Annotated in this window: 14 protein-coding genes and 1 pseudogene; 3 read left to right on the top strand and 12 right to left on the bottom strand. The window is 71.6% G+C overall.

The genetic code is table 11. From position 1 onward, the window contains the following. Positions 1-15: 15 nt before the first annotated feature. The 3 genes and pseudogenes from CP976_RS30120 to CP976_RS30110 all read right to left on the bottom strand — a co-directional run. Positions 16-699, bottom strand: a pseudogene (locus tag CP976_RS30120) (NADPH-dependent F420 reductase); the annotation flags it as partial. Between the two features lie 147 nt (positions 700-846). After that, positions 847-1,059 carry an EF-hand domain-containing protein gene (locus tag CP976_RS30115; RefSeq protein WP_059422708.1) on the bottom strand — a complete coding sequence of 71 codons (213 nt, stop codon included), beginning with the start codon at positions 1,057-1,059 and terminating at the stop codon, positions 847-849. 48 nt (positions 1,060-1,107) lie between these two features. Beyond that, the gene (locus CP976_RS30110) at positions 1,108-2,022 is read right to left on the bottom strand and encodes a helix-turn-helix domain-containing protein (protein ID WP_150483144.1); all 915 of its coding nucleotides are present in this window, start codon (positions 2,020-2,022) and stop codon (positions 1,108-1,110) included. A 47-nt stretch (positions 2,023-2,069) separates the two neighbouring features. Here CP976_RS30110 and CP976_RS30105 point away from each other — a divergent pair, with 47 nt between their 5' ends. Then, on the top strand, positions 2,070-2,741 hold the full coding sequence (locus tag CP976_RS30105) for a GNAT family N-acetyltransferase (RefSeq protein WP_150483143.1): 672 nt from the start codon (positions 2,070-2,072) through the stop codon (positions 2,739-2,741). On the opposite strand, the gene CP976_RS30100 is transcribed toward CP976_RS30105, so the two are convergent. From CP976_RS30100 to CP976_RS30075, 6 genes are all read right to left on the bottom strand, one after another. Next, the gene (locus CP976_RS30100) at positions 2,695-3,321 is read right to left on the bottom strand and encodes an ADP-ribosyltransferase (RefSeq protein WP_150483142.1); all 627 of its coding nucleotides are present in this window, start codon (positions 3,319-3,321) and stop codon (positions 2,695-2,697) included. The genes CP976_RS30105 and CP976_RS30100 overlap by 47 nt on opposite strands. Positions 3,322-3,413: 92 nt before the next feature. Beyond that, entirely contained in the window at positions 3,414-4,592 is a 1,179-nt protein-coding gene (locus tag CP976_RS30095; protein WP_150483141.1) for a YncE family protein, read from the bottom strand. A gap of 108 nt (positions 4,593-4,700) precedes the next feature. Then, on the bottom strand, positions 4,701-5,309 hold the full coding sequence (locus tag CP976_RS30090) for an ATP-binding protein (protein WP_150483140.1): 609 nt from the start codon (positions 5,307-5,309) through the stop codon (positions 4,701-4,703). A 168-nt stretch (positions 5,310-5,477) separates the two neighbouring features. Then, the gene (locus CP976_RS30085) at positions 5,478-6,245 is read right to left on the bottom strand and encodes an enoyl-CoA hydratase/isomerase family protein (protein WP_150483139.1); all 768 of its coding nucleotides are present in this window, start codon (positions 6,243-6,245) and stop codon (positions 5,478-5,480) included. An 81-nt stretch (positions 6,246-6,326) separates the two neighbouring features. Next, on the bottom strand, positions 6,327-7,559 hold the full coding sequence (locus CP976_RS30080; protein ID WP_190147068.1) for a L,D-transpeptidase: 1,233 nt from the start codon (positions 7,557-7,559) through the stop codon (positions 6,327-6,329). A 155-nt stretch (positions 7,560-7,714) separates the two neighbouring features. Next, entirely contained in the window at positions 7,715-8,959 is a 1,245-nt protein-coding gene (locus CP976_RS30075; protein WP_150483138.1) for a L,D-transpeptidase, read from the bottom strand. Between the two features lie 188 nt (positions 8,960-9,147). Here CP976_RS30075 and glgX point away from each other — a divergent pair, with 188 nt between their 5' ends. Next, positions 9,148-11,415: a glycogen debranching protein GlgX gene (gene glgX / locus CP976_RS30070; RefSeq protein WP_150483137.1), complete on the top strand. Its 2,268-nt coding sequence runs from the start codon at positions 9,148-9,150 to the stop codon at positions 11,413-11,415. A gap of 79 nt (positions 11,416-11,494) precedes the next feature. On the opposite strand, the gene CP976_RS30065 is transcribed toward glgX, so the two are convergent. Then, positions 11,495-12,178, bottom strand: a complete 684-nt coding sequence (locus tag CP976_RS30065) for a TetR/AcrR family transcriptional regulator (protein ID WP_150483136.1) — start codon at positions 12,176-12,178, stop codon at positions 11,495-11,497. A 104-nt stretch (positions 12,179-12,282) separates the two neighbouring features. After that, positions 12,283-16,170 (bottom strand): type I polyketide synthase, encoded by a 3,888-nt coding sequence (locus CP976_RS30060; RefSeq protein WP_150483135.1) that lies wholly within the window; start codon positions 16,168-16,170, stop codon positions 12,283-12,285. A gap of 255 nt (positions 16,171-16,425) precedes the next feature. Between CP976_RS30060 and CP976_RS30055 the strand changes: the two genes are divergently transcribed. Then, positions 16,426-17,244, top strand: coding sequence for an AfsR/SARP family transcriptional regulator (locus CP976_RS30055; RefSeq protein ID WP_150483134.1), 819 nt, complete (start codon positions 16,426-16,428; stop codon positions 17,242-17,244). A 6-nt stretch (positions 17,245-17,250) separates the two neighbouring features. On the opposite strand, the gene CP976_RS30050 is transcribed toward CP976_RS30055, so the two are convergent. After that, positions 17,251-18,027 (bottom strand): thioesterase II family protein, encoded by a 777-nt coding sequence (locus CP976_RS30050; protein WP_150483133.1) that lies wholly within the window; start codon positions 18,025-18,027, stop codon positions 17,251-17,253. Positions 18,028-18,149 lie beyond the last annotated feature (122 nt).

Here is an 18,149-nt window from a genome sequence, read left to right as displayed (position 1 = left end):
CTTTGCGGACACGCCCTAGCCGCTGAACTCCGGCTTGCGTTCGGGGGACGCCTCCGCCAGGGCCTTCGTGACCGCCTCCACGCCGCCGCGCAGGCCGTAGACCGGGGTGTCGGGCTGCTGGCGCCAGGAGTCGTCGATGCCGCCCGCGTCGACCGTGTCGAAGCCGAGTTCGTCGATCAGGTCCCGCACCTTGCGCTTGGCCGCCTCGTCGTCGCCGGCCACCGGGAGGGCGATGCGGCCGGGGTCGCCGGCCGGGAGCGGGCGGTCCAGGATGTCCTGGGCGTACGTGCCGTTGAAAGCCTTGATGACGGGGTGGCCGATGTGGCGTTCCGTCCAGCGGCTCTCGGTGAGGCCCTCGTCCTCGATCGCGGCGATCCTGCCGTCCCGCTGCCGGGGGTAGTAGTTGCCGGTGTCGATCACCGCGACGCCGTCCGCCGCCTCGTCGAACAGGCCGGACGGCAGGTCCGGGACCGCCTTCAGCGGGATGGTGACGACGACGATCTCGGCGCCCCGCGGTGCCTCCTCGACCGTCACGGGCGTAGCGCCGGTCTCCTCCGCCAGGGCCTTGAGCGTGTGCGGGCCCCGGGAGTTGGCGACGTACACCTGGTGACCGAGGGCGGTGAGCCGCCGGGTCAGATTGCCGCCGATGTTGCCCGCTCCGATGATGCCGATCTTCATGTCCTCGCTCGCCCTTCCGGGGGTCGGTGACGCCTGGGCCTCCTCGCGGGGCCTTCGTGATCGGGGTCAACCGCCGGGGCGGGTGGGCTATTCCGGTGGGTATGACGAGGGGCCCGGTCGTCCGCGGACGGACCGGACCCCACTCCTCGCAGCGCCGGAGCGCCGGCGTCACTTGTTCAGGTAGCCCCAGAACTCGTCGAAGCTCAGCTTCTTGTCGCCGTCGAGGTCGCGGGTCTTGATGACGACCTCGGCGACCGACTCGGTGACGTTCCAGTCGCCGGACCGGGCCAGGGCGGACTTGAACTCGGCAGCGGTGATGAAGCCGTCACCATCCGTGTCGATCTGTTCGAACTGCTTGCGTGCTTCCTCGATGTCCGCCACCGATCCGCCCCTACTCTCGTGTTCCGCGTCTTGCTGACGCAGGTCAGATTAACTGCCCGTATGCGCCTCCAGTGCGGCGACCACCCACGCGAACTCCTCGCGGTACGCCGCGTAGGGACCGGTTCCCTTCACGACGGCCAGCAACTCGCGGTAGCGGGCGACCCGGTTGGTGGCGTGCGAGCGCAGCCGCTCCAGCACGGTGGCGGGGTCGGCCTCACCCAGCAGCTCGCGCAGCACCTGAGCGGCCTCCGGGGAGTCGGGGGCGATGCCGCGCTCGCGGGCCCGGGCTCCCAGTTGTACGAGCCGCCGGGAGAACCACAGGGACGCCCCGGCGGGCGTGTCATGACCGTGGTCGGCCGCGTTGAACTCGGCGGCCTTGCGCATCTCGGCCCTGAAGTCCGGGTCCTGGAGCATCTCGGCCAGCTCCAGCCAGGCGTCCACCTGCTCGGGTGTCGGTTCCTCGGGCAGGTCGGCGGCGGTGTTCCGCATGCGTTCACGGATCACCGGGTCCGCCGTGTCCAGCCCGTGGAACACCTCGTCCACGAATTCCTCCACGATGCGCCGCCGTTCGGCTGCCGACAGCCGGGCCAGTCTGTTCATGAGTGTCGTCTCCTCCGCGCCGGAACCACGTTTCGCCACTGTCGACAGCACCGCGCGGGTCACCTTGAGCGACCGGATCCGCGCGTCCAGCGCGACCACGTGCGCGGCCGCGACCTGCGCGACCGTCGTCTCACCGGCCAGCACCCGGCGGACGTCCGCCAGCCCGAGGCCGAGTTCGCGCAGGGTCCGGATCAGCTCCAGGCGCGCCACGGACGCGGCGTCGTACAGCCGGTAACCGCCCGCGGACCGGGCCACCGGGGGCAGTGCGCCCTCGTCGGACCAGTACCGGATGGTGCGCACGGTCAGTCCGGTGGCCCGGGCCAGTTCGCCGATGGTGAGCAGTCCGGTGCCGTCGTCGATCATGTCTGGGAGTCTGGGCCTTCCAGTGGGTGGAGACTCAAGGAGGTTCGGTGGCGGAAACCCTGCGGGACGTTCTCGACGCGGCGGAGCGGGGCGTCTTCCCGCCCGCGGACGGCGGGACGACGATCGTGAACCAGCCCTCAGCCCGGGACGCCGGGGTCATCGCCTTCACGGCTCACTCGGTCGTCTTCACGGACGAGGATCCGGACTGGGTGCGCCGGACGCTGGCCGGGACCGACTGCGACCGGCTCGCGGCCACGATGAACGTCCGCTTCCTGGCGGCGCTGATGGACCGGACGGGCCGTGCGTCCGACACGGTCGACGTGCTGCTGACCGGTGCGGCGCTGCCCGGGGAGCCTCCGCTCGCGTTGACGGAGATCGACGATCCCGGCCATCCGCGGGTGGCGTCGGCACGCCGGCGGCGTGACGACGTGCGGGTGTGGGCGGCGGACGGCGGGGTGCTCGTGCTGGGCCGTGGCGTGGCCGGGCGGTGGGAGGCCGCGGTCGAGGTGGACGTGGGGGCACGGCACCGGGGACTCGGGCGGCGGCTGGCGGCGGCGGGGCGGCACCTGGCCGGAGGCGCGCCGGTGTGGGCTCAGGTTGCGGCGGGGAACGCCCGCAGTCTGCGGGCGTTCCAGGCGGCCGGCTACCGGCCCGTGGGCTCGGAGGTGCTGCTCAGTGCCACGGCCTGTAGTGCGGGTTGCTCTCGCACTCGCTCATGATCTCGGTCCTGGTCTGCTTGTCGACCGGGCAGACGCCGACGATGTACCGGCGGGCGATGCCGCCCGGGAAGGCGACCTCCTGCTGGTCGGCCCACTTGTGGGTGTCGCCGATGGTCTTGTTGACGTCGACCCCGCCGGGGGCGTCGACGTAGTAGTTGAAGGCGGACTTCCACTTCTTGAACAGGTCGTGGTCGTACGTGGTGGACACATACGGGGACGGCTGGTTGACCAGGACGTACTTCTCGAGGTCGTACTGGCCGTCGACCACGTCCCGGGGCCGGAAGCCCTCCTTGAAGATCACGGACGGACCGCGGCCGTCGGCCCGGTAGAGGGTGCCGCAGCTGGTGCGCCAGGACGGGTCGGGGGTGATGCGGTCGACCTGGACCCGGCGGTCGGCGGCGGCCTTGATCTTGTCGTCGAACTGGACGGGACAGGCGGCCGGTCCGGGGGTGGCGGGCTTGGCGGCCGCCGTCACGGAAGCCGCGGGGGCCTGGCCGGGCGTGGCGGCCGTGGTCGTGAGGACGGCCGCGAGGGAGAGGGCGGCGGCAGCGGTGCGCCGCCGCAGGCTGGTGGTGATCACGAGGAGCACGATCGCGGGTCCGCGGCGCCGGGCCGGGGACCCTCACCCGATCAGGGCGTGTCAACTGCCCCTCGGTGGACGGCCGATGGCTCTCACCGGAAGATGCCCGTGTGGCCGAGCGAGTAGCGGCCGGGCTGCGGGTAGACGGCGAGGCCGTGCGGGCCGCTGCCGACGGGGATGCGGGCGAGCTGGGTGCCGGTGCGGGTGTCGATGGCGTACACCTCGGCGTCGTAGCGGCCGGACAGCCACAGCACCTTGCCGTCGGCGGAGACACCGCCCATGTCGGGGCTGCCGCCGTCGGGCAGCTGCCACTTCTTGGTCAGCTTGCCCCGCGTGAAGTCGAAGACGGAGATCGTGCCCTCGCCGCGGTTGGACACGTACATCTCGCGGGAGTCCCGGCTGACGTAGAGGCCGTGGCAGCCCTTGCCGGTGGGCATCAGGGTGGGCTCGGTGAACTTGTCGCCGTCCAGGACCCACATGCCGTGGGCCATCATGTCGGCGATGTAGAACTTTTTGCCGTCGGGCGAGACCTTCACGTCCTGCGGCATGGCGCCCTCGAACGGCAGCCGCTGCTGTCCGACGACCTTCATCTTCTCGGTGTCGACCTTGAGCAGTTCGCCGCTGAACTCGCAGGAGACGATGAAGTAGCGGCCGTCGAGGGAGAAGTCGGCGTGGTTGACGCCGTAGCAGGAGACCGGGACCGTCTTCTTGATCTCCATGGTGTGCGGGTCGCGGAAGACCAGTTCGCGGTCGAGGGAGGCCATGACGACGGCGTACTTGCCGTGCGGCGTGAAGTAGAGGTTGTACGGGTCGTGGACCTCGACCTCCTTGCCCGCCTTGCCGGTCTTCGGGTCGATCGGGGTGAGCGTGTGGCCGCGGTTGTTGTTGACCCAGAGCGTCTTCAGGTCCCAGGAGGGGACGACGTGCTGGGGTTGCCGGCCCACGGGGATCGTCTCGATGATCTTGTACGTCTTCGGGTCGATGACGGAGACGGTGTCGGACTCGGTGTTGGGGACGTACACCCGGGACGGGAAGTCCTTGACCACGGGCGACAGTTTGTTCGGACGGTCGGCCGCGTACACGTCCTCGGGATCCAGGACGGGCGGCATCCCGGGCAGCCCCTTAACGGGCTTCTTCTCGCGCGGCGCGGGCACGGCGGCCTTGGTGCCGTGTGCCTCGGAGGTCCGTTCCCCGTCCTGCGTGCCGCAGGCGGCGAGGCAGGCGAGGGCGGCGCCCACGACGAGGGCGCTCTTGACAAGGTGGCGGTGCATTGCACCATTTAAGGTCCGCCTCGCGGGGAAACCGGTGATTCGCCCGATCGGCGGCCGGGCGAGCCGTCGCAGGTCACACCGCTCGTCGAGCCCGGTCGGCGGCGGTCCTCAGCGGTCGTTGACCCGCATCTCGAACCACGTGGTCTTCCCGCGGGGCAGCAGATCGACCCCCCAGCGGTCGGCCAGCTTGTCGACGAGGAACAGGCCCCGGCCGCTGATGTCCAGCTCCTGGACCGGCATCAGGCAGGGCAGCCCCCGGGACGGGTCACGGACCTCGACGCGGATCCAGCCGCGGCGCCGGTGCAGGCGCAGTCCGAAGACACGGGCGCCGGTGTGGCGTACGGCGTTGCCCACCAGTTCGGAGACGAGTAAGACCGCGTCCTCGGTGGTCTTGGGGGTGAGCCCCCAGTGGCGCAGGACGACGACCTGGGTCAGCCGTCTGGCGGTGGCCGCGGACTCGGGGCGGGACGGCAGCGGCACCTCCGCCTCCGTCGGGTTGCCGTACAACTCCAGCGCCTTCAGCGCGCGTTCGTCCTCGACGGTCGGCGACCAGCGCGCCGCGGCCGCATGTGCGTGTCCCCGCGGCTGTTCCATACCCTCCAGCCCCGCCATGCCCCCATCATGGCCGCCCGGAGCGCCCTCGGGGGCCGTTCCCGGGGAATACGCCCCCGGGAACGAGGTGCGGACCGGCGGGCCGACGGCATGTGCCAGCGACACTTCGAAATCGCCCGCAGCCTCTCCGGCCTGCGACGACGGCCCGTTCCGGGGCAACCGGCGGACTCCCCCGACCGGACACGCTCAAAGGTGCCTCGAGCTGCCGTGAACCGCCCCATCGAGGGACCCGGATCAGACACCGCGTCAAGGGCAAGCCCTCGGAGGAGTCCTTCAGAGGAACTTGGCCTTGCCCGGCCCTTCCTCCACGAAGCTGCGCATGCCGCGCTCGCGGTCCTCGGTGGCGAACAGGCCCGCGAACCAGTTCCGTTCGATCGCCAGGCCCGTGTCGAGGTCCGTCTCCAGGCCCGTGTCGATCGACTCCTTGGCGGCGCGCAGCGCGAGGGCCGGGCCCTGTGCCAGCTTCGCCGCCCAGGTGTGCGCCTGCGCGTACACCTCGTCGGCGGGCACGACCCGGTCCACCAGCCCGATCTCCTTCGCCTCGTCGGCCTTCACCATCCGGCCGGTGAAGATCAGGTCCTTGGCCTTGGAGGGGCCGACCAGGCGGGCCAGGCGCTGGGTGCCGCCCGCGCCGGGGATCAGGCCGAGCAGGATCTCCGGCTGGCCGAGCTTGGCGTTCTCGCCGGCGATGCGGAAGTCCGCGCACAGCGCGAGTTCGCAGCCGCCGCCGAGTGCGTAGCCGGTCACGGCCGCGACGACCGGCTTGGGGATCCGGGCCACCGCCGTGAACGAGTCCTGGAGGGCGCGGGCGCGCAGGACCATCGCGGTGTGGTCCATCGCCTGCATCTCCTTGATGTCCGCGCCGGCCGCGAACACCTTCTCGCCGCCGTAGATCACCACGGCCCGCACGTCCTCGCGGCGCCCGGCCTCCTCGGCGAGTTCCTTCAGCCGGTCCTGCGTGGCGATGTCCAGCGCGTTCATGGGCGGGCGGTCGAGACGGAGCGTGCCGACGCCTTCAGCGACTTCGAGAGAGACGGTCATGGGCAGCAGGTTAACGCCCACTAACGGCGAAGGCCCCGGTGCGGTCCGTCACACCGGGGCCCTCTTGTCAGCAGCGAAGAGTTACTTCTTCCACTTCTCCCACGACATGTTCCAGCCGTTGAGCCCGTTGTCCGGGTCGACGATGCGGTCCTCGGAGTTCTTGACGATCACGACGTCACCGACCATCGAGTGGTTGAAGAACCACGCGGCCGGCACCTTCTTGTCCCAGCCGCCGCGCACGTCGCGCAGGCCGATGCAGCCGTGGCTGGCGTTGTAGTTGCCGAAGGCGCCGCCCGCCCAGTAGTTGCCGTGCAGGAAGGTGCCGGAGGTGGTGAGGCGCACGGCGTGCGGGACGTCCTTGATGTCGTACTCGCCGCCGTAGCCGACCGTCTCGCCGTTCATCCGGGTCACCGTGAGCATCTCGCTGATGACCATCTGGCCGTTCCAGGTCTCCATGCCGGGCTTGCCGGTGGTGACCGGGATGGTCTTGAAGACCTTGCCGTCGCGCATGACCTTCATGGTGAGCTTCTTGGCGTCGACGACGGAGACCTGGTTGCGGCCGATGGTGAACTCGACCTTCTTGTCCTGCTCGCCGTAGACACCGGGGCGGCCCTCGACGCCGTCGAGGCCGAGGTCGACGGTCACCTTGGTGCCGGGCTTCCAGTACTTCTCGGGGCGGAAGTCGAGACGGTCGTTGCCGAACCAGTGGCCCTCGACGTCCACGGCCGGTTCCGTCTTGATGCGGATGGCCTTCTCGACGTCGTCCGGGTTGGTGATGCCCCGGCTGAAGCGGATGGAGAACGGCATGCCCACGCCGACCTTGGAGCCGTCCTCGGGGGTGAAGGTGCCGATGAAGGTGTTCTTCGGGGTCAGGGTCGTGAAGCCCGCGTCCTCCGCGGCCGTGCGGCCCTCGGAGTCCTTTGCGACCGCGTGGACCGTGTACTTGGTGGCGGCGGCCAGGTGGGTGGACGGCGTCCAGGTGGCGCCGTCCCCGGATATCTCGCCGTCGACCTTCTTGCCCTTGGCGTCCTTGACCTCGACCTCGGTCAGCTTGCCCTTGGCGGCGGTGACCTTCAGCGCCCCGCTGGTGTCGACGGACTTGGCGCCGTCCTCGGGGGTGATGCCGACGACGGCCTCGGACTGCTTGCTCTGCGCGGCGTCCGCGCCCTTGCCCTTGCCGGCGCCCGCACCGGAACCGGAGCCGGTCCCCCCGCCGCCGCACGCCGTGACGGCGAGCAGCAGCACGCCCATGATCAGCGCGAGCAGCCCGTGCCTGCCGCCAACCGACGCCCCCGATATCGGTCGCCCGTTCAAGTTGTTCTCCCCTCCCCGGGCCTGGTCAGGCCCGCACCCCTGCGCGTGTCCCCCGCGCACCGGCGAATAGTAACCACAGGTCGGACGGCCCGGCGGCCCCCGATTGTCACTGTTCGGTCCCAACGGAACGCCGGCCAACCCGCCCCCCTGTCCTGCTACTTCACCGCACTGCCCGCCTTCCATGCATTCCAGCCCATATTCCAGCCTCCGAGCCCGTTGTCGGGAGCGACCTTTTTGTCATTGCTGTGGACGACCTCGACGACGTCGCCGATGAGGCTGCGGTCGAAGAACCAGCCGGCCGGGGTGTCCGAGCCGCCGCCCTTCACATCGCGCAGTCCGACGCAGCCGTGGCTGACGTTGGTACGCCCGAAGACGGAGTGGTCCGCCCAGTAGTTGCCGTGCAGGAAGGTGCCGGAGTCGGTCAGGCGCATGGCGTGCGGGACGTCCGGGATGTCGTACTCGCCCTTGCCGTTGCGCTTCTTGAAGCCGACCGTGGCACCGTTCATCCGGGTGACCTCGAGCATCTCGGTCACCACCATCTTGCCGTTGTACGTGGTGGTCTTCGGGGCTCCGGCCGTGACGGGCACAGTGGCGAGCGACTCGCCGTCGCGCCACACCTCCATGGTGTGCCGGGCGGCGTCGACCACGGAGACCTGGCTGCGGCCGACGGTGAAGGAGAACGTCTTGTGCTGGAGGCCGTAGACGCCGGGCGCCCCCTCGACGTCCCGCAGGCGCAGGGCGACGGTGACCTGGGTGCCGGGTTTCCAGTAGTGCTCGGGGCGGAAGTCGAGGCGGGTCCGGCCGAACCAGTGGGGGCGGATCTCGACGGCCGGGCGGGCGGTGACCTCCACCGCGCGTTCGACGGCGGCGCGGTCGGCGATCTTCCGGTTGAACTCCAGCGAGACGATCATGCCGGTGCCGACCGTGGCCCGGTTCTCCGGGCTGACGTAGCCGATGAAGCGTTCCTCCGGGACGTACGTGGTGAAGGTGGTGTGCCGGGCGGAGCGGCGTCCGTCACCGTCCACGGCCACCGCGTCGATCGTGTACCTGGCGGCCAGCGCGAGCCGCTCGTCGTCGGGTTCCCAGGTCAGTCCGCCGTCGGAGAGGTGCCCGGGCACCGGGGACTCCTGCGCGTCCTGCGACCGGACCACCTTCACCGACTCCAGCCTGCCGTGGGGCACGTGCACCCGCAGCTTCTTCCCGGGGCGCACACCCCTGCTGCCGTCGTCGGGCGAGACCCGGATGAGGTCGTCGGGCGCCGGGGGCGCGCCGAACGCCCCGGCGATCCCGCCCACGTCGTCCGAGGTACAGCCGGTGGCCCCGGTCAGGAGCCCTGCCCATGTCACTACGGCGGCCAGCGCGGCCCTCGCGCGCCGCGCGCGCCCTTGTACGTGCCTCACGAGGTGCCCAACGACCGGCCGCGGCCCCGGGAAACGACCATGCCCGCCCCCGGGGAAACGTGAGTGCGACCCACGCTCTGGGCAGAACAGTGGGGAGGACGACGCGCAGGGGAGCCGCGACCCGGGCCGGAGCACAGGACCGCACCCCTCTGTCCCCCGTCGTTCCACGAGCCGCGGGAGGCTGACAGGTGTCCAGCGCAGCCGAGCAGGAGGCGGTGGCCGGCCATCAGGCCACCGAGAACGGGCGCCAGGCCGCCGCCGTGAACGGCGCACGGCGGGCCGCGCCGCCGCCCACGGTGGCCGCCCGGCCGGGCGCGCCGACGCCGCTCGGCGCCCGGTTCCGGGTCGGCCCGGACGGGGTGGCCGGGACCAACTTCGCCCTGTGGGCGGGCGGGGCCGAAGGGGTCGAGCTGTGCCTCTTCGACGAGGCGGGCAACCAGTCGCGGGTCCGGCTCGCCGAGCTGACCCACGAGATCTGGCACGGCTTCGTCCCGGGCGTGCTGCCCGGGCAGCGCTACGGCTACCGGGTGCACGGCCGCTGGGACCCGTGGACCGGCGCCCGCTGGAACCCGGCGAAGCTGCTCCTCGACCCGTACGCGCGGGCGGTCGACGCGGGTCCGGGAAACGACTACGGCATCCTGCCCCCGGAGGTGTACGGGCACGTCCGCGACTGGCCGCAGCAGCACGTCGCCGACACCGTGCGCGACGACCGCGACTCGGCGCCGTACGTCCCGAAGGGCGTGGTCGTCCACGATGACGACGACTGGGCGGACGACCGCCGCCCGAAGACGCCCTGGGCGGACTCGGTGATCTACGAGCTGCACGTCAAGGGCTTCACCCGGCTGCACCCGGACATCCCCGAGGAGCTGCGCGGCACCTACGCCGGCCTCGCGCACCCGGCGGCGATCGAGCACCTGGTGAAGCTGGGCGTGACGGCGGTGGAGCTGCTGCCGGTGCACCAGTTCGCGCACGAGGACCATCTGCTGCGCAGAGGCCTGCGGAACTACTGGGGCTACAACTCCATCGGCTACTTCGCCCCGCACGCGGCCTACGCGGCCTCCGGGACGACGGGCCAGCAGGTCGGCGAGTTCAAGCGCATGGTGCGCGCCCTGCACGCGGCCGGGATCGAGGTCATCCTCGACGTGGTCTACAACCACACGGCGGAGGCGGGCGAGCTGGGGCCGACGCTGTCGCTGAAGGGCATCGACAACCGCGGCTACTACCGTCTCCAGGACGACCCCCGCCGCTACGCCGACTACACCGGCTGCGGCAACACCTTGCACGTGGTCCAGCCGCACGTGCTGCGGCTCATCACCGACTCCCTGCGGTACTGGGTGACGGAGATGGGCGTGGACGGCTTCCGCTTCGACCTGGCGGCGGCGCTGGCCCGCTCCATGCACGACGTCGACATGCTCTCCCCGTTCCTGGCGGTCATCGCCCAGGACCCGGTGCTGCGCCGGGTGAAGCTGATAGCCGAGCCGTGGGACGTGGGGTCGGGCGGCTACCAGGTGGGGGCGTTCCCGCCGCTGTGGACGGAGTGGAACGACCGGTACCGCAACGCCGTACGGGACTTCTGGCGGCACGCGCTGCCGGACGTACGGGAGATGGGCTACCGCCTGTCCGGCTCCAGCGACCTGTACGCCTGGGGCGGGCGCAGGCCGTACGCGTCCGTCAACTTCATCACCGCGCACGACGGTTTCACCCTGCGCGACCTGGTGAGTTACGAGCGCAAGCACAACGAGGCCAACGGTGAGGGCAACCGGGACGGCACGGACGACAACCGGTCCTGGAACTGCGGCGCCGAGGGCGAGACGGACGACGAGGGCGTCACCGCGCTCAGGCGGCGTCAGCTCAGGAACCTGCTGACCACGCTGCTGCTGTCCACGGGTGTGCCGATGCTGCTCGCGGGCGACGAACTGGGCCGCACCCAGGGCGGCAACAACAACGCGTACTGCCAGGACAACGAGATCGGCTGGGTGGACTGGAGCCTGCTTCAGGACCCGGGCTGGAAGGCGCTGTCCGAGCTGACCTCGCGGCTGATCGAGCTGCGCCACCGGCACCCGGTGCTCCGGCGCCGGGCGTTCTTCTCGGGCCGGGCCCAGACCGCGGACGGCCTGCGCGACCTGGCCTGGTTCACGTCCCGGGGCACCGAGATGACGGAGCAGGACTGGTACGCGCCCGCCGCCGCCCTGGGCATGTACCTCTCCGGCCGGGACATCCCGGGCCGGGACGAGCGCGGCGACCAGATCCTCGACGACAGCTTCCTCGCGGTTCTGCACGCGGGCGAGGGGCCGGTGAGCTTCGTGCTGCCGGGGCCGCCCTGGGCGGAGCGGTACGAGGTCGTCGTCGACACGAGCCTGGAGGAGCAGGGGGAGGCGCCGGGGGTGGAGCACCGGGCGGGGACGGAGATCACGATGCCGGCGCGGGCGGTGCTGCTGCTGCGGGTCGCGGGCTGAGGCATCGTTTCGCCGGACCCCGGCGACAGCGGCCCGCCGACCTGACGGTCGGCGGGCCGGTCCGAGCCCTGGCCGGGTTCTACGCCTGCGACGCCGGTGCGAGCGGGGTCGCGGCGGGAGCCGGCGACGCCGGAGTGCCGCGCCCGTGCTGGGAGTACGACAGGACGCCCGTGAGGACGATCCTGAGGACCTCGCGCAGTTCGATGTGGAGCGGTACGCGCCCGCCCGGGTTCTGCGACCAGCGGTAGAGCAGGCCCAGGTACGAATCACGGAGGATGTTGCCGACCCGCATCGGATCGATGTCGAAGGCGACCTCCCCGCGCTGGCGCCCGGCTTCGATGATGTTCGCGAAGACCTGGCCCGCGTAGGGCTCTTCGAGGAGTGGCTGGCCGGCCTTCACCCAGGCCTGGAGCATGGCGGCGGTGATCTCCCGCTCGGACTCGTTGAACTCCGCCAGTGCCGCCATGCACCTCTCCAGGTGCACCGTCACATCGTCGTTCCGGGACTTCATCGACTCTTCCATGCACTGCTCCAGCCGCCGCTTCCGGGCCTCGGCCCAGGCGGTGACCAGGTCTTCCTTGCGCTGGAAGTAGTTGAAGAAGGTGCCCCGGGCCACGTCGGCGTGCTCGGCGATCTGGTCGATCGTGGTGCGGTCGTAACCCTGCTCCGCGAAGAGGGTCAGGGCAGAGGTGTAGATGCGGTCCCGAACCCGCTGCTTGCTGCGCTCTCTGCGCCCGAGGGGGCGGGCAGGTTCAGAGGCCATGTGCTTCCTCGCCTTCTCACGTCGTTGTGCGGGCTCCCCCGGCCATGAAAAAATTATACCACGGTACATCTATGAGTCATGGTCTTCGTTTTCCTGAGGTGATGTCAGGGCCGGGACGCCACGGAAGCGGCGATCACGCCTATGGGTTCGCGGCCCAGCAGCCGTGTGGCGGATATGTCGACACCCGCCGTGCGATGCAGGCGCACCCTGAGCTCGGTCGCCAGCAGGGAATCCAGCCCCAGGGTCCGCAGCGGCCTGCGCGGGTCGAGCCGGGTCGCCGAGAGGCCGAGCACGGTGGCGGCCTGCTTGAGCACGTCGTCGGGCGTGGGGGCGCGTCCGGCGGTCGTGGTCGCGGGAGCCGGCACCGGGCCTGCCGCGTCGAGCGTCGCGGGGACCGGCACCGGGCCTTCCGCGTCGAGCGGCTCGTGGGCGGGGCCCGCCGCTCGGCGACGCAGCCGTATGTCACGGAACTCCGCGATCACTTGGCCGTCCTCGGCCGTCAGCCACACGTCACAGCGCGCGTCGTCCGTACCGTCCGAGGGCGTGAAGCGGGTTACGCACCAGTGGTCCCGGCCGACTCCCGCCGCGTCCCGGACCAGGACGCGGCCGAAGGACACCGGCACATAGCCGTCCGGTCTTCCCCCTGCACCCGTGGAGCGCGGCCACGCGGCGAGCATCGTCAGAAGCCCGGCTTCGAGCCCGGCCGCCGTCCCCGCGCCGGGCGAGCGGCGCATGCGGGCCACCGATTCGCCTTCGGAGCACCACAGTTGCGCCACGGTGCGCAGCGCCGCGTCGATGGTGTAGCCGCGGCCCTGGGCACGGCGGTAGAACTCCGCCGCCGGCACGTACGCGGTGCACCGGGTCAGGCCGGCGTCCAGCAGCTCCCGGCCGTACGGCTCGGCCGTCACGCTGCGTCCGGCGGTGTCCTCGCCCGCGTCGGCGGCCGGGCCGGCCGTGCGGAACCTGCCGGTCATGCACAGCTCACCGTCCCGAATGCCGTCCGCGGTGCGCAGCGCGGTGACCGAGAAGACGAAACAGCCCTGCTCCGCGGCGGGCGTCAGGCACACGCGTACCGCGGCATCGCGCGCGTGTGCCAGCTCCCAGGGCCGGTTCCCGAACTCGACGTCCTCCAGCACCCCCTCACCGCGTTGCCCGATGCCGTCCGCCGCCCGCAGGACGGCCTCGACGTAGAGCACCGGCGGTACGACCGCCGCGCCGTCCCGGGTGCGGACGCTCTGTCCCAGGTCGTCCAGGCCCAACTCGCGCAGTTCGAGCTCCCGTACGTGCTCGGCCGGCGCGGCGGGCGCCGGAGCGGGGGCCGGCTCCTTCCTGAACTGTTCCTGGTCCCAGGCGTACGTCGGCAGCGGGACGCGGGGCGCGGTCCCCTGGAAGTAGCGGTTCCAGTCGATGCGTGCGCCGTGGGAGAAGAGCTGCCCGAGCGCCCGGGTGAGGTTCTCGCCGTCGTCCTGGTGGCGCTTGAGGGTGGCGACGGCGGCCGGTGCGGCGCCCTGCTCGTCGAGGACCGCCGTGACGGACTGGACGAGCAGCGGGTGCGGGCTGACCTCCAGGAACACCGTCTCCTCCTTGGCGGCTGTCCGCACGGCCTCCACGAAACGCACCCGCTCGCGCAGGTTGTCCACCCAGTAGGCGGCGTCCAGTTCGGGCCCGTCGACCGGCTCGCAGCGGGTGGTGGAGAGCATCGCCGTGCGGGCGGGCAGCGGCGTGAGGTGGGCGAGGGCGCCGGCCAGGTCGTCCCGCAGTTCCGCCATGTACGGGGAGTGGGACGCCACGTTGACCTTGACGTACCGGCAGGACACCCCTTCGGTCTGGAGGCGTTCGGCGATGAGGTGCAGAGCGCGCGCGTCCCCGGCGAGGACGGTGCTCCCCGGGGCGTTCTCCGCCGCGACGCACACCGCGTCGCCGTAGGGCGCCGCCGCGTCCGCCGCGTCCTGCGCGTCGAGTTCGACGGCGAGCATCGCGCCGCGCCCCGCCTGGCTCTGCATCAGCGAGCTGCGCCGGCAGATGACCGAGGCGGCGTCCTTCGGCGACAGCGCACCGCAGACCTGGGCGGCGGCCACCTCGCCCATGCTGTGCCCGACGCACAGGTCGGGTTCGACTCCCTTGGCGCGCAGGAGCGCGGCCAGTGACACCTGCATGGCCCACAGCAGGGGTTGCACCACCGCGACGTCGTCGGGGAGTTCCCGCGGCGGGGAGTCCTCGCCGTCGCCGGTCAGCAGGCCGATGACCGACCACCCCAGCTCTTCCCGGACGGCCGCGTCGCATTCCGTCAGGGTCCGGCGGAACACCGCTTCCGAGGCCAGCAGGCGGCGGCCCATGCCGAGCCATTGCGAGCCCTGCCCGGGAAAGACGAAAGCGGTCCGGCGGTCGCCGGTGAATCCGGCGTCGGCCGTCCCTCCGTCCGGGGTCTCCTCGCCCTCGGCCAGGGCGCGCAGGGCGGCGGCGAGTTCGTCGTGGGTGCGGCCGACGGCCCACAGGCGGTGGGGGTGGGCGTCACGTCGCGTGGCGGCGGTGTGGCAGATGTCGCGCAGGGTGAACGCGCGCCCCTCGTCGCCGTCCAGGAAGTCGGCGTAGCGCGCGGCGAGCCGGCTCAGGGCGGCCGGGGTGCGGGCACTGAGCAGCAGCAGCCGCGGCTCTTCGGGAGCGTCCGAAGTGCCCTGCGAGAGCTGCCCGGTGCGCGGCTCGGGCACGTACTCTCCGACGATCACGTGGGCGTTGGTGCCGGAGAGGCCGAAGGAACTGACACCCATGAGGGCGGCCCGGCCGCCGGGCACGAGCGGGGTGTTGCGCGTGACGCAGGCGAGGGTGGCGGTCTCCCCGGCCAGGGCGGGGTGCGGGGTGCGCAGGTGCAGGGACGCGGGGATGGTGCGGTGCCGGGCGATGAGCGCCGTCTTGATCAGGCCCGCGATCCCGGCGGCGGCTTCGGCGTGGCCGATGTTCGTCTTGACGGAACCGATGGGCAGCGGACGGGTCCGGGACCGTCCTTCGCCGCCCATGACCTCTGCCAGTGCGCGCAGTTCGACGTCGTCCCCGACGGGGGTTCCGGTGCCGTGTGCCTCCACGTAGTCGAGCTGGTCGGGGGTGATGCCGGCGCTGCGGCAGGCGGAGCGGATCATCTCGGTCTGTCCGGACACGGCGGGCTGGAGCAGGGTTCCGCTGCCCTGGCCGTCGTTGGTGACGGCGCTTCCCCGCAGTACGGCGAGGACCTCGTCGCCGTCGCGCAGGGCGTCGGGCAGCCGCTTGAGTAATACGGCCCCCACTCCCTCGCTGCGCACGAAGCCGTCGCCGGAGGCGTCGGCGAACTTGCAGCGTCCGTCGGGGGCGAGCATGCCGCCCTGGGAGTAGGTGATGGCGTCGGACGGCGAGAGCACGGCGTTGACTCCCGCGGCGACGGCCAGGTCGCTCTCCCCGGTCAGCAGACTCTGCCGGGCCAGGTGCACGGCCACCAGGGACGAGGAGCACGCGGTGTCGACCATCAGGCTGGGCCCTCGCAGGTCGAGGGCGAAGGAGAGGCGCCCGGCGGTCATCGTCCGCAGCCGGCCGCCCGCCATCCCGTGCACGTCCTGATGCCTGTCGGACTCGGCCAGGTCTCCGTACTCGGCGGTCGCCTGCCCCACGAAGACACCGGTGCGGCTGCCCGCCAGCGAGGACGGGAGGATGTGCGCGTCCTCCAGCGCTTCCCAGACGACCTGGAGGAGGACCCGCTGCTGAGGATCCATGGCCAGCGCCTCGCGCGGGGCGATTCCGAAGAAGGCGGCGTCGAAGCCGTACAGGTCGTCGATGAACCCGCCGTGCCGCGAGACGGTCGTGCCCGGTTCGCCCGGCCGCGCCGAGTGGTACCGCCGCACGTCGAACCGGTCCTCCGGCACGGGTGTGACGGCGTCGGTGTTGTGCTCGAGCAGGTGCCAGAACGCCCGCACTCCGCGCGCCCCCGGAAATCTGCATCCCATCCCGACGATCGCGATGTCAGGCATGCCGCCTTGCTGCACGAAGCCCCCTGGGTTGTGGTGTGAGGTCCAAAAGTAAACCAGAGACCAAGTTTGACTTCCAGTTGACTCGATGAACGGCAGAAGAAGAGTGCGTCACGGGCGAATTTCCCCCAGCTTCGCAAGGCCGACAACCTGCTGTTTCCTTGCATAGGGCGGTGCACCCGCGAACGACACCGGTCAAAACATGGGCTACAGTCCATTGATAAACCGCTACACAGGTTGCCTGAGCGAGGAGGACGGATGATCGCCAGAGTGCTGGGCCCCCTGCGCGTGACCATGAACGGCGTGTCGGTGGTCCCCACGGCGCTGAAGGCCAGAAAGCTCCTCGCCGTGCTCATCCTGAACCGGGGCCGCGTGGTGCAGCGGGCCGCCATCGAGCGCGAACTGTGGGGCCTCGACGTGCCCATGAGCGCCTCGACGGGCATCCAGAACTGCGTCATGCAGATCCGCAAGAGCATCGGCCGCGCCCTCGACGGCGGCCCCTCGGACCGTCTCCCCAAGGAGACGCTGATCACCGAGGCCACCGGTTACCGGCTCGAAGTCCCCGGCGAGCAGTTCGACATCGTCGGCTACCACCGGCTCGTGTCCGCGGCGGGAGAGGCGGAGGCCAGAGGGGACCTGTCACAGGCCTCGGCGGAGCTCGGCAACGCGCTGAAGCTGTGGCGTGACGCGCCCCTGGCCGATGTGCCGGCCGGCCCCGTGCTGCACCCGCACGTGCTGCGGCTGGAGGAGGACCGCAAGGCGGTGCTGAGCCAGCGCGTCGGCCTGGACCTGCGGCTGCGCCGGTACGCCGAGGTCATCGGCGAACTGCACGCCCTCGTGGCGCTCAATCCCTACGACGAGGTGCTGCACGAGTACCTGATGCTGGCGCTGTACCTCTCCGGGCGCCGCAACGACGCGCTGGCGGCCTACCAGGGCGTGCGCACCGCGTTGACCGACGGGATCGGCCTGGAACCCTCGCACCGCCTGCGTCGCCTCCAGCAGCAGATCCTGAACTGCGACGACGCGCTGGAGCACACGTTCCTGGACGACCGCGCCCCCCATCTCGTCGGGGCGTAGCGGGCGTCAAAGGGCGAGTGCCCCCACGTGAGCGGCGGGTGCCCCCGCTTGAGCGGCCGTCAGGGACGCGAGGAGCTCTTCGAGCAGGACACCCTGCCCCTGCGGGGTGAAGGGGAAGAAGTGCCCTCCCTGGGCGAGCCGGCAGCGGAACGGGCCGGACGTGAAGCGGGCCCACAGGGGCAGGGCGCCCGGCGGGACGAGCGGATCGTCCGTACCGGCCAGCGCGGTCACCGGCACGGTGAGCCGCAGCGGCTCCACGGCGTGCAGCGCTTCCCGCGCGAGCGCGAGGTCATGGGCCAGAATCCGCCGCGCGGGGCTCAGCGACAGGTCGCGCAGGGCGTCGGCGGGCAGGCGGTGGGAGGCGAGGATCTCGGCCAGTTCGGCGGCGGGGCCCGGGTGTCGCGGGCGTGGGCGGCTTCGCGCGCCCGGTTGCGAACAGCTCACGACCAGGCCGTCGCAGTGTCCGCCGGCGTCGGCGACGGCGAGCGCCAGCAGTCCTCCCAGGCTGTGGCCGTAGAAGACGGTGGGGGCGGGGTCGAGGGCGCTCAGCTCCCGGCGGATGCCCGGCACGGCGGCCGCCAGCGTCGTGCGTGGTGCGAGGCTCGCGCGCCGCTCCCGCCCGGGCAGTGTGACGCCCACGACCTCCACCGTCCCCGGCAGACCGGCCAGGACGCTCGCGTAGCGCTGCGCGCCGGCGCCCGCGTGGGGGAAGACGACGACGCGGCTGCCGCGCTGTGCGGAGGGCCGCAGCACGTGCGTCCAGTCCTCGGAGGGGGAAGCCATGCTCATTCCTTGGTGGGTCGGGGCCGTGGGAGCGCCGTACGAGACAAAGGGCGCGGGCAGGAAGCCGCGCCCGCGCCGGGCGGGGAGCGCGTGCTCCCCGCCCGGCGCGGACCTCGCGGCGT

It is taken from the genome of Streptomyces coeruleorubidus, assembly GCF_008705135.1.
Taxonomy (GTDB): Bacteria; Actinomycetota; Actinomycetes; order Streptomycetales; family Streptomycetaceae; genus Streptomyces; species Streptomyces coeruleofuscus.
The sequence above is the reverse complement of the archived record's forward strand: the minus strand, read 5'-3'. Positions and strand labels throughout refer to the sequence as shown.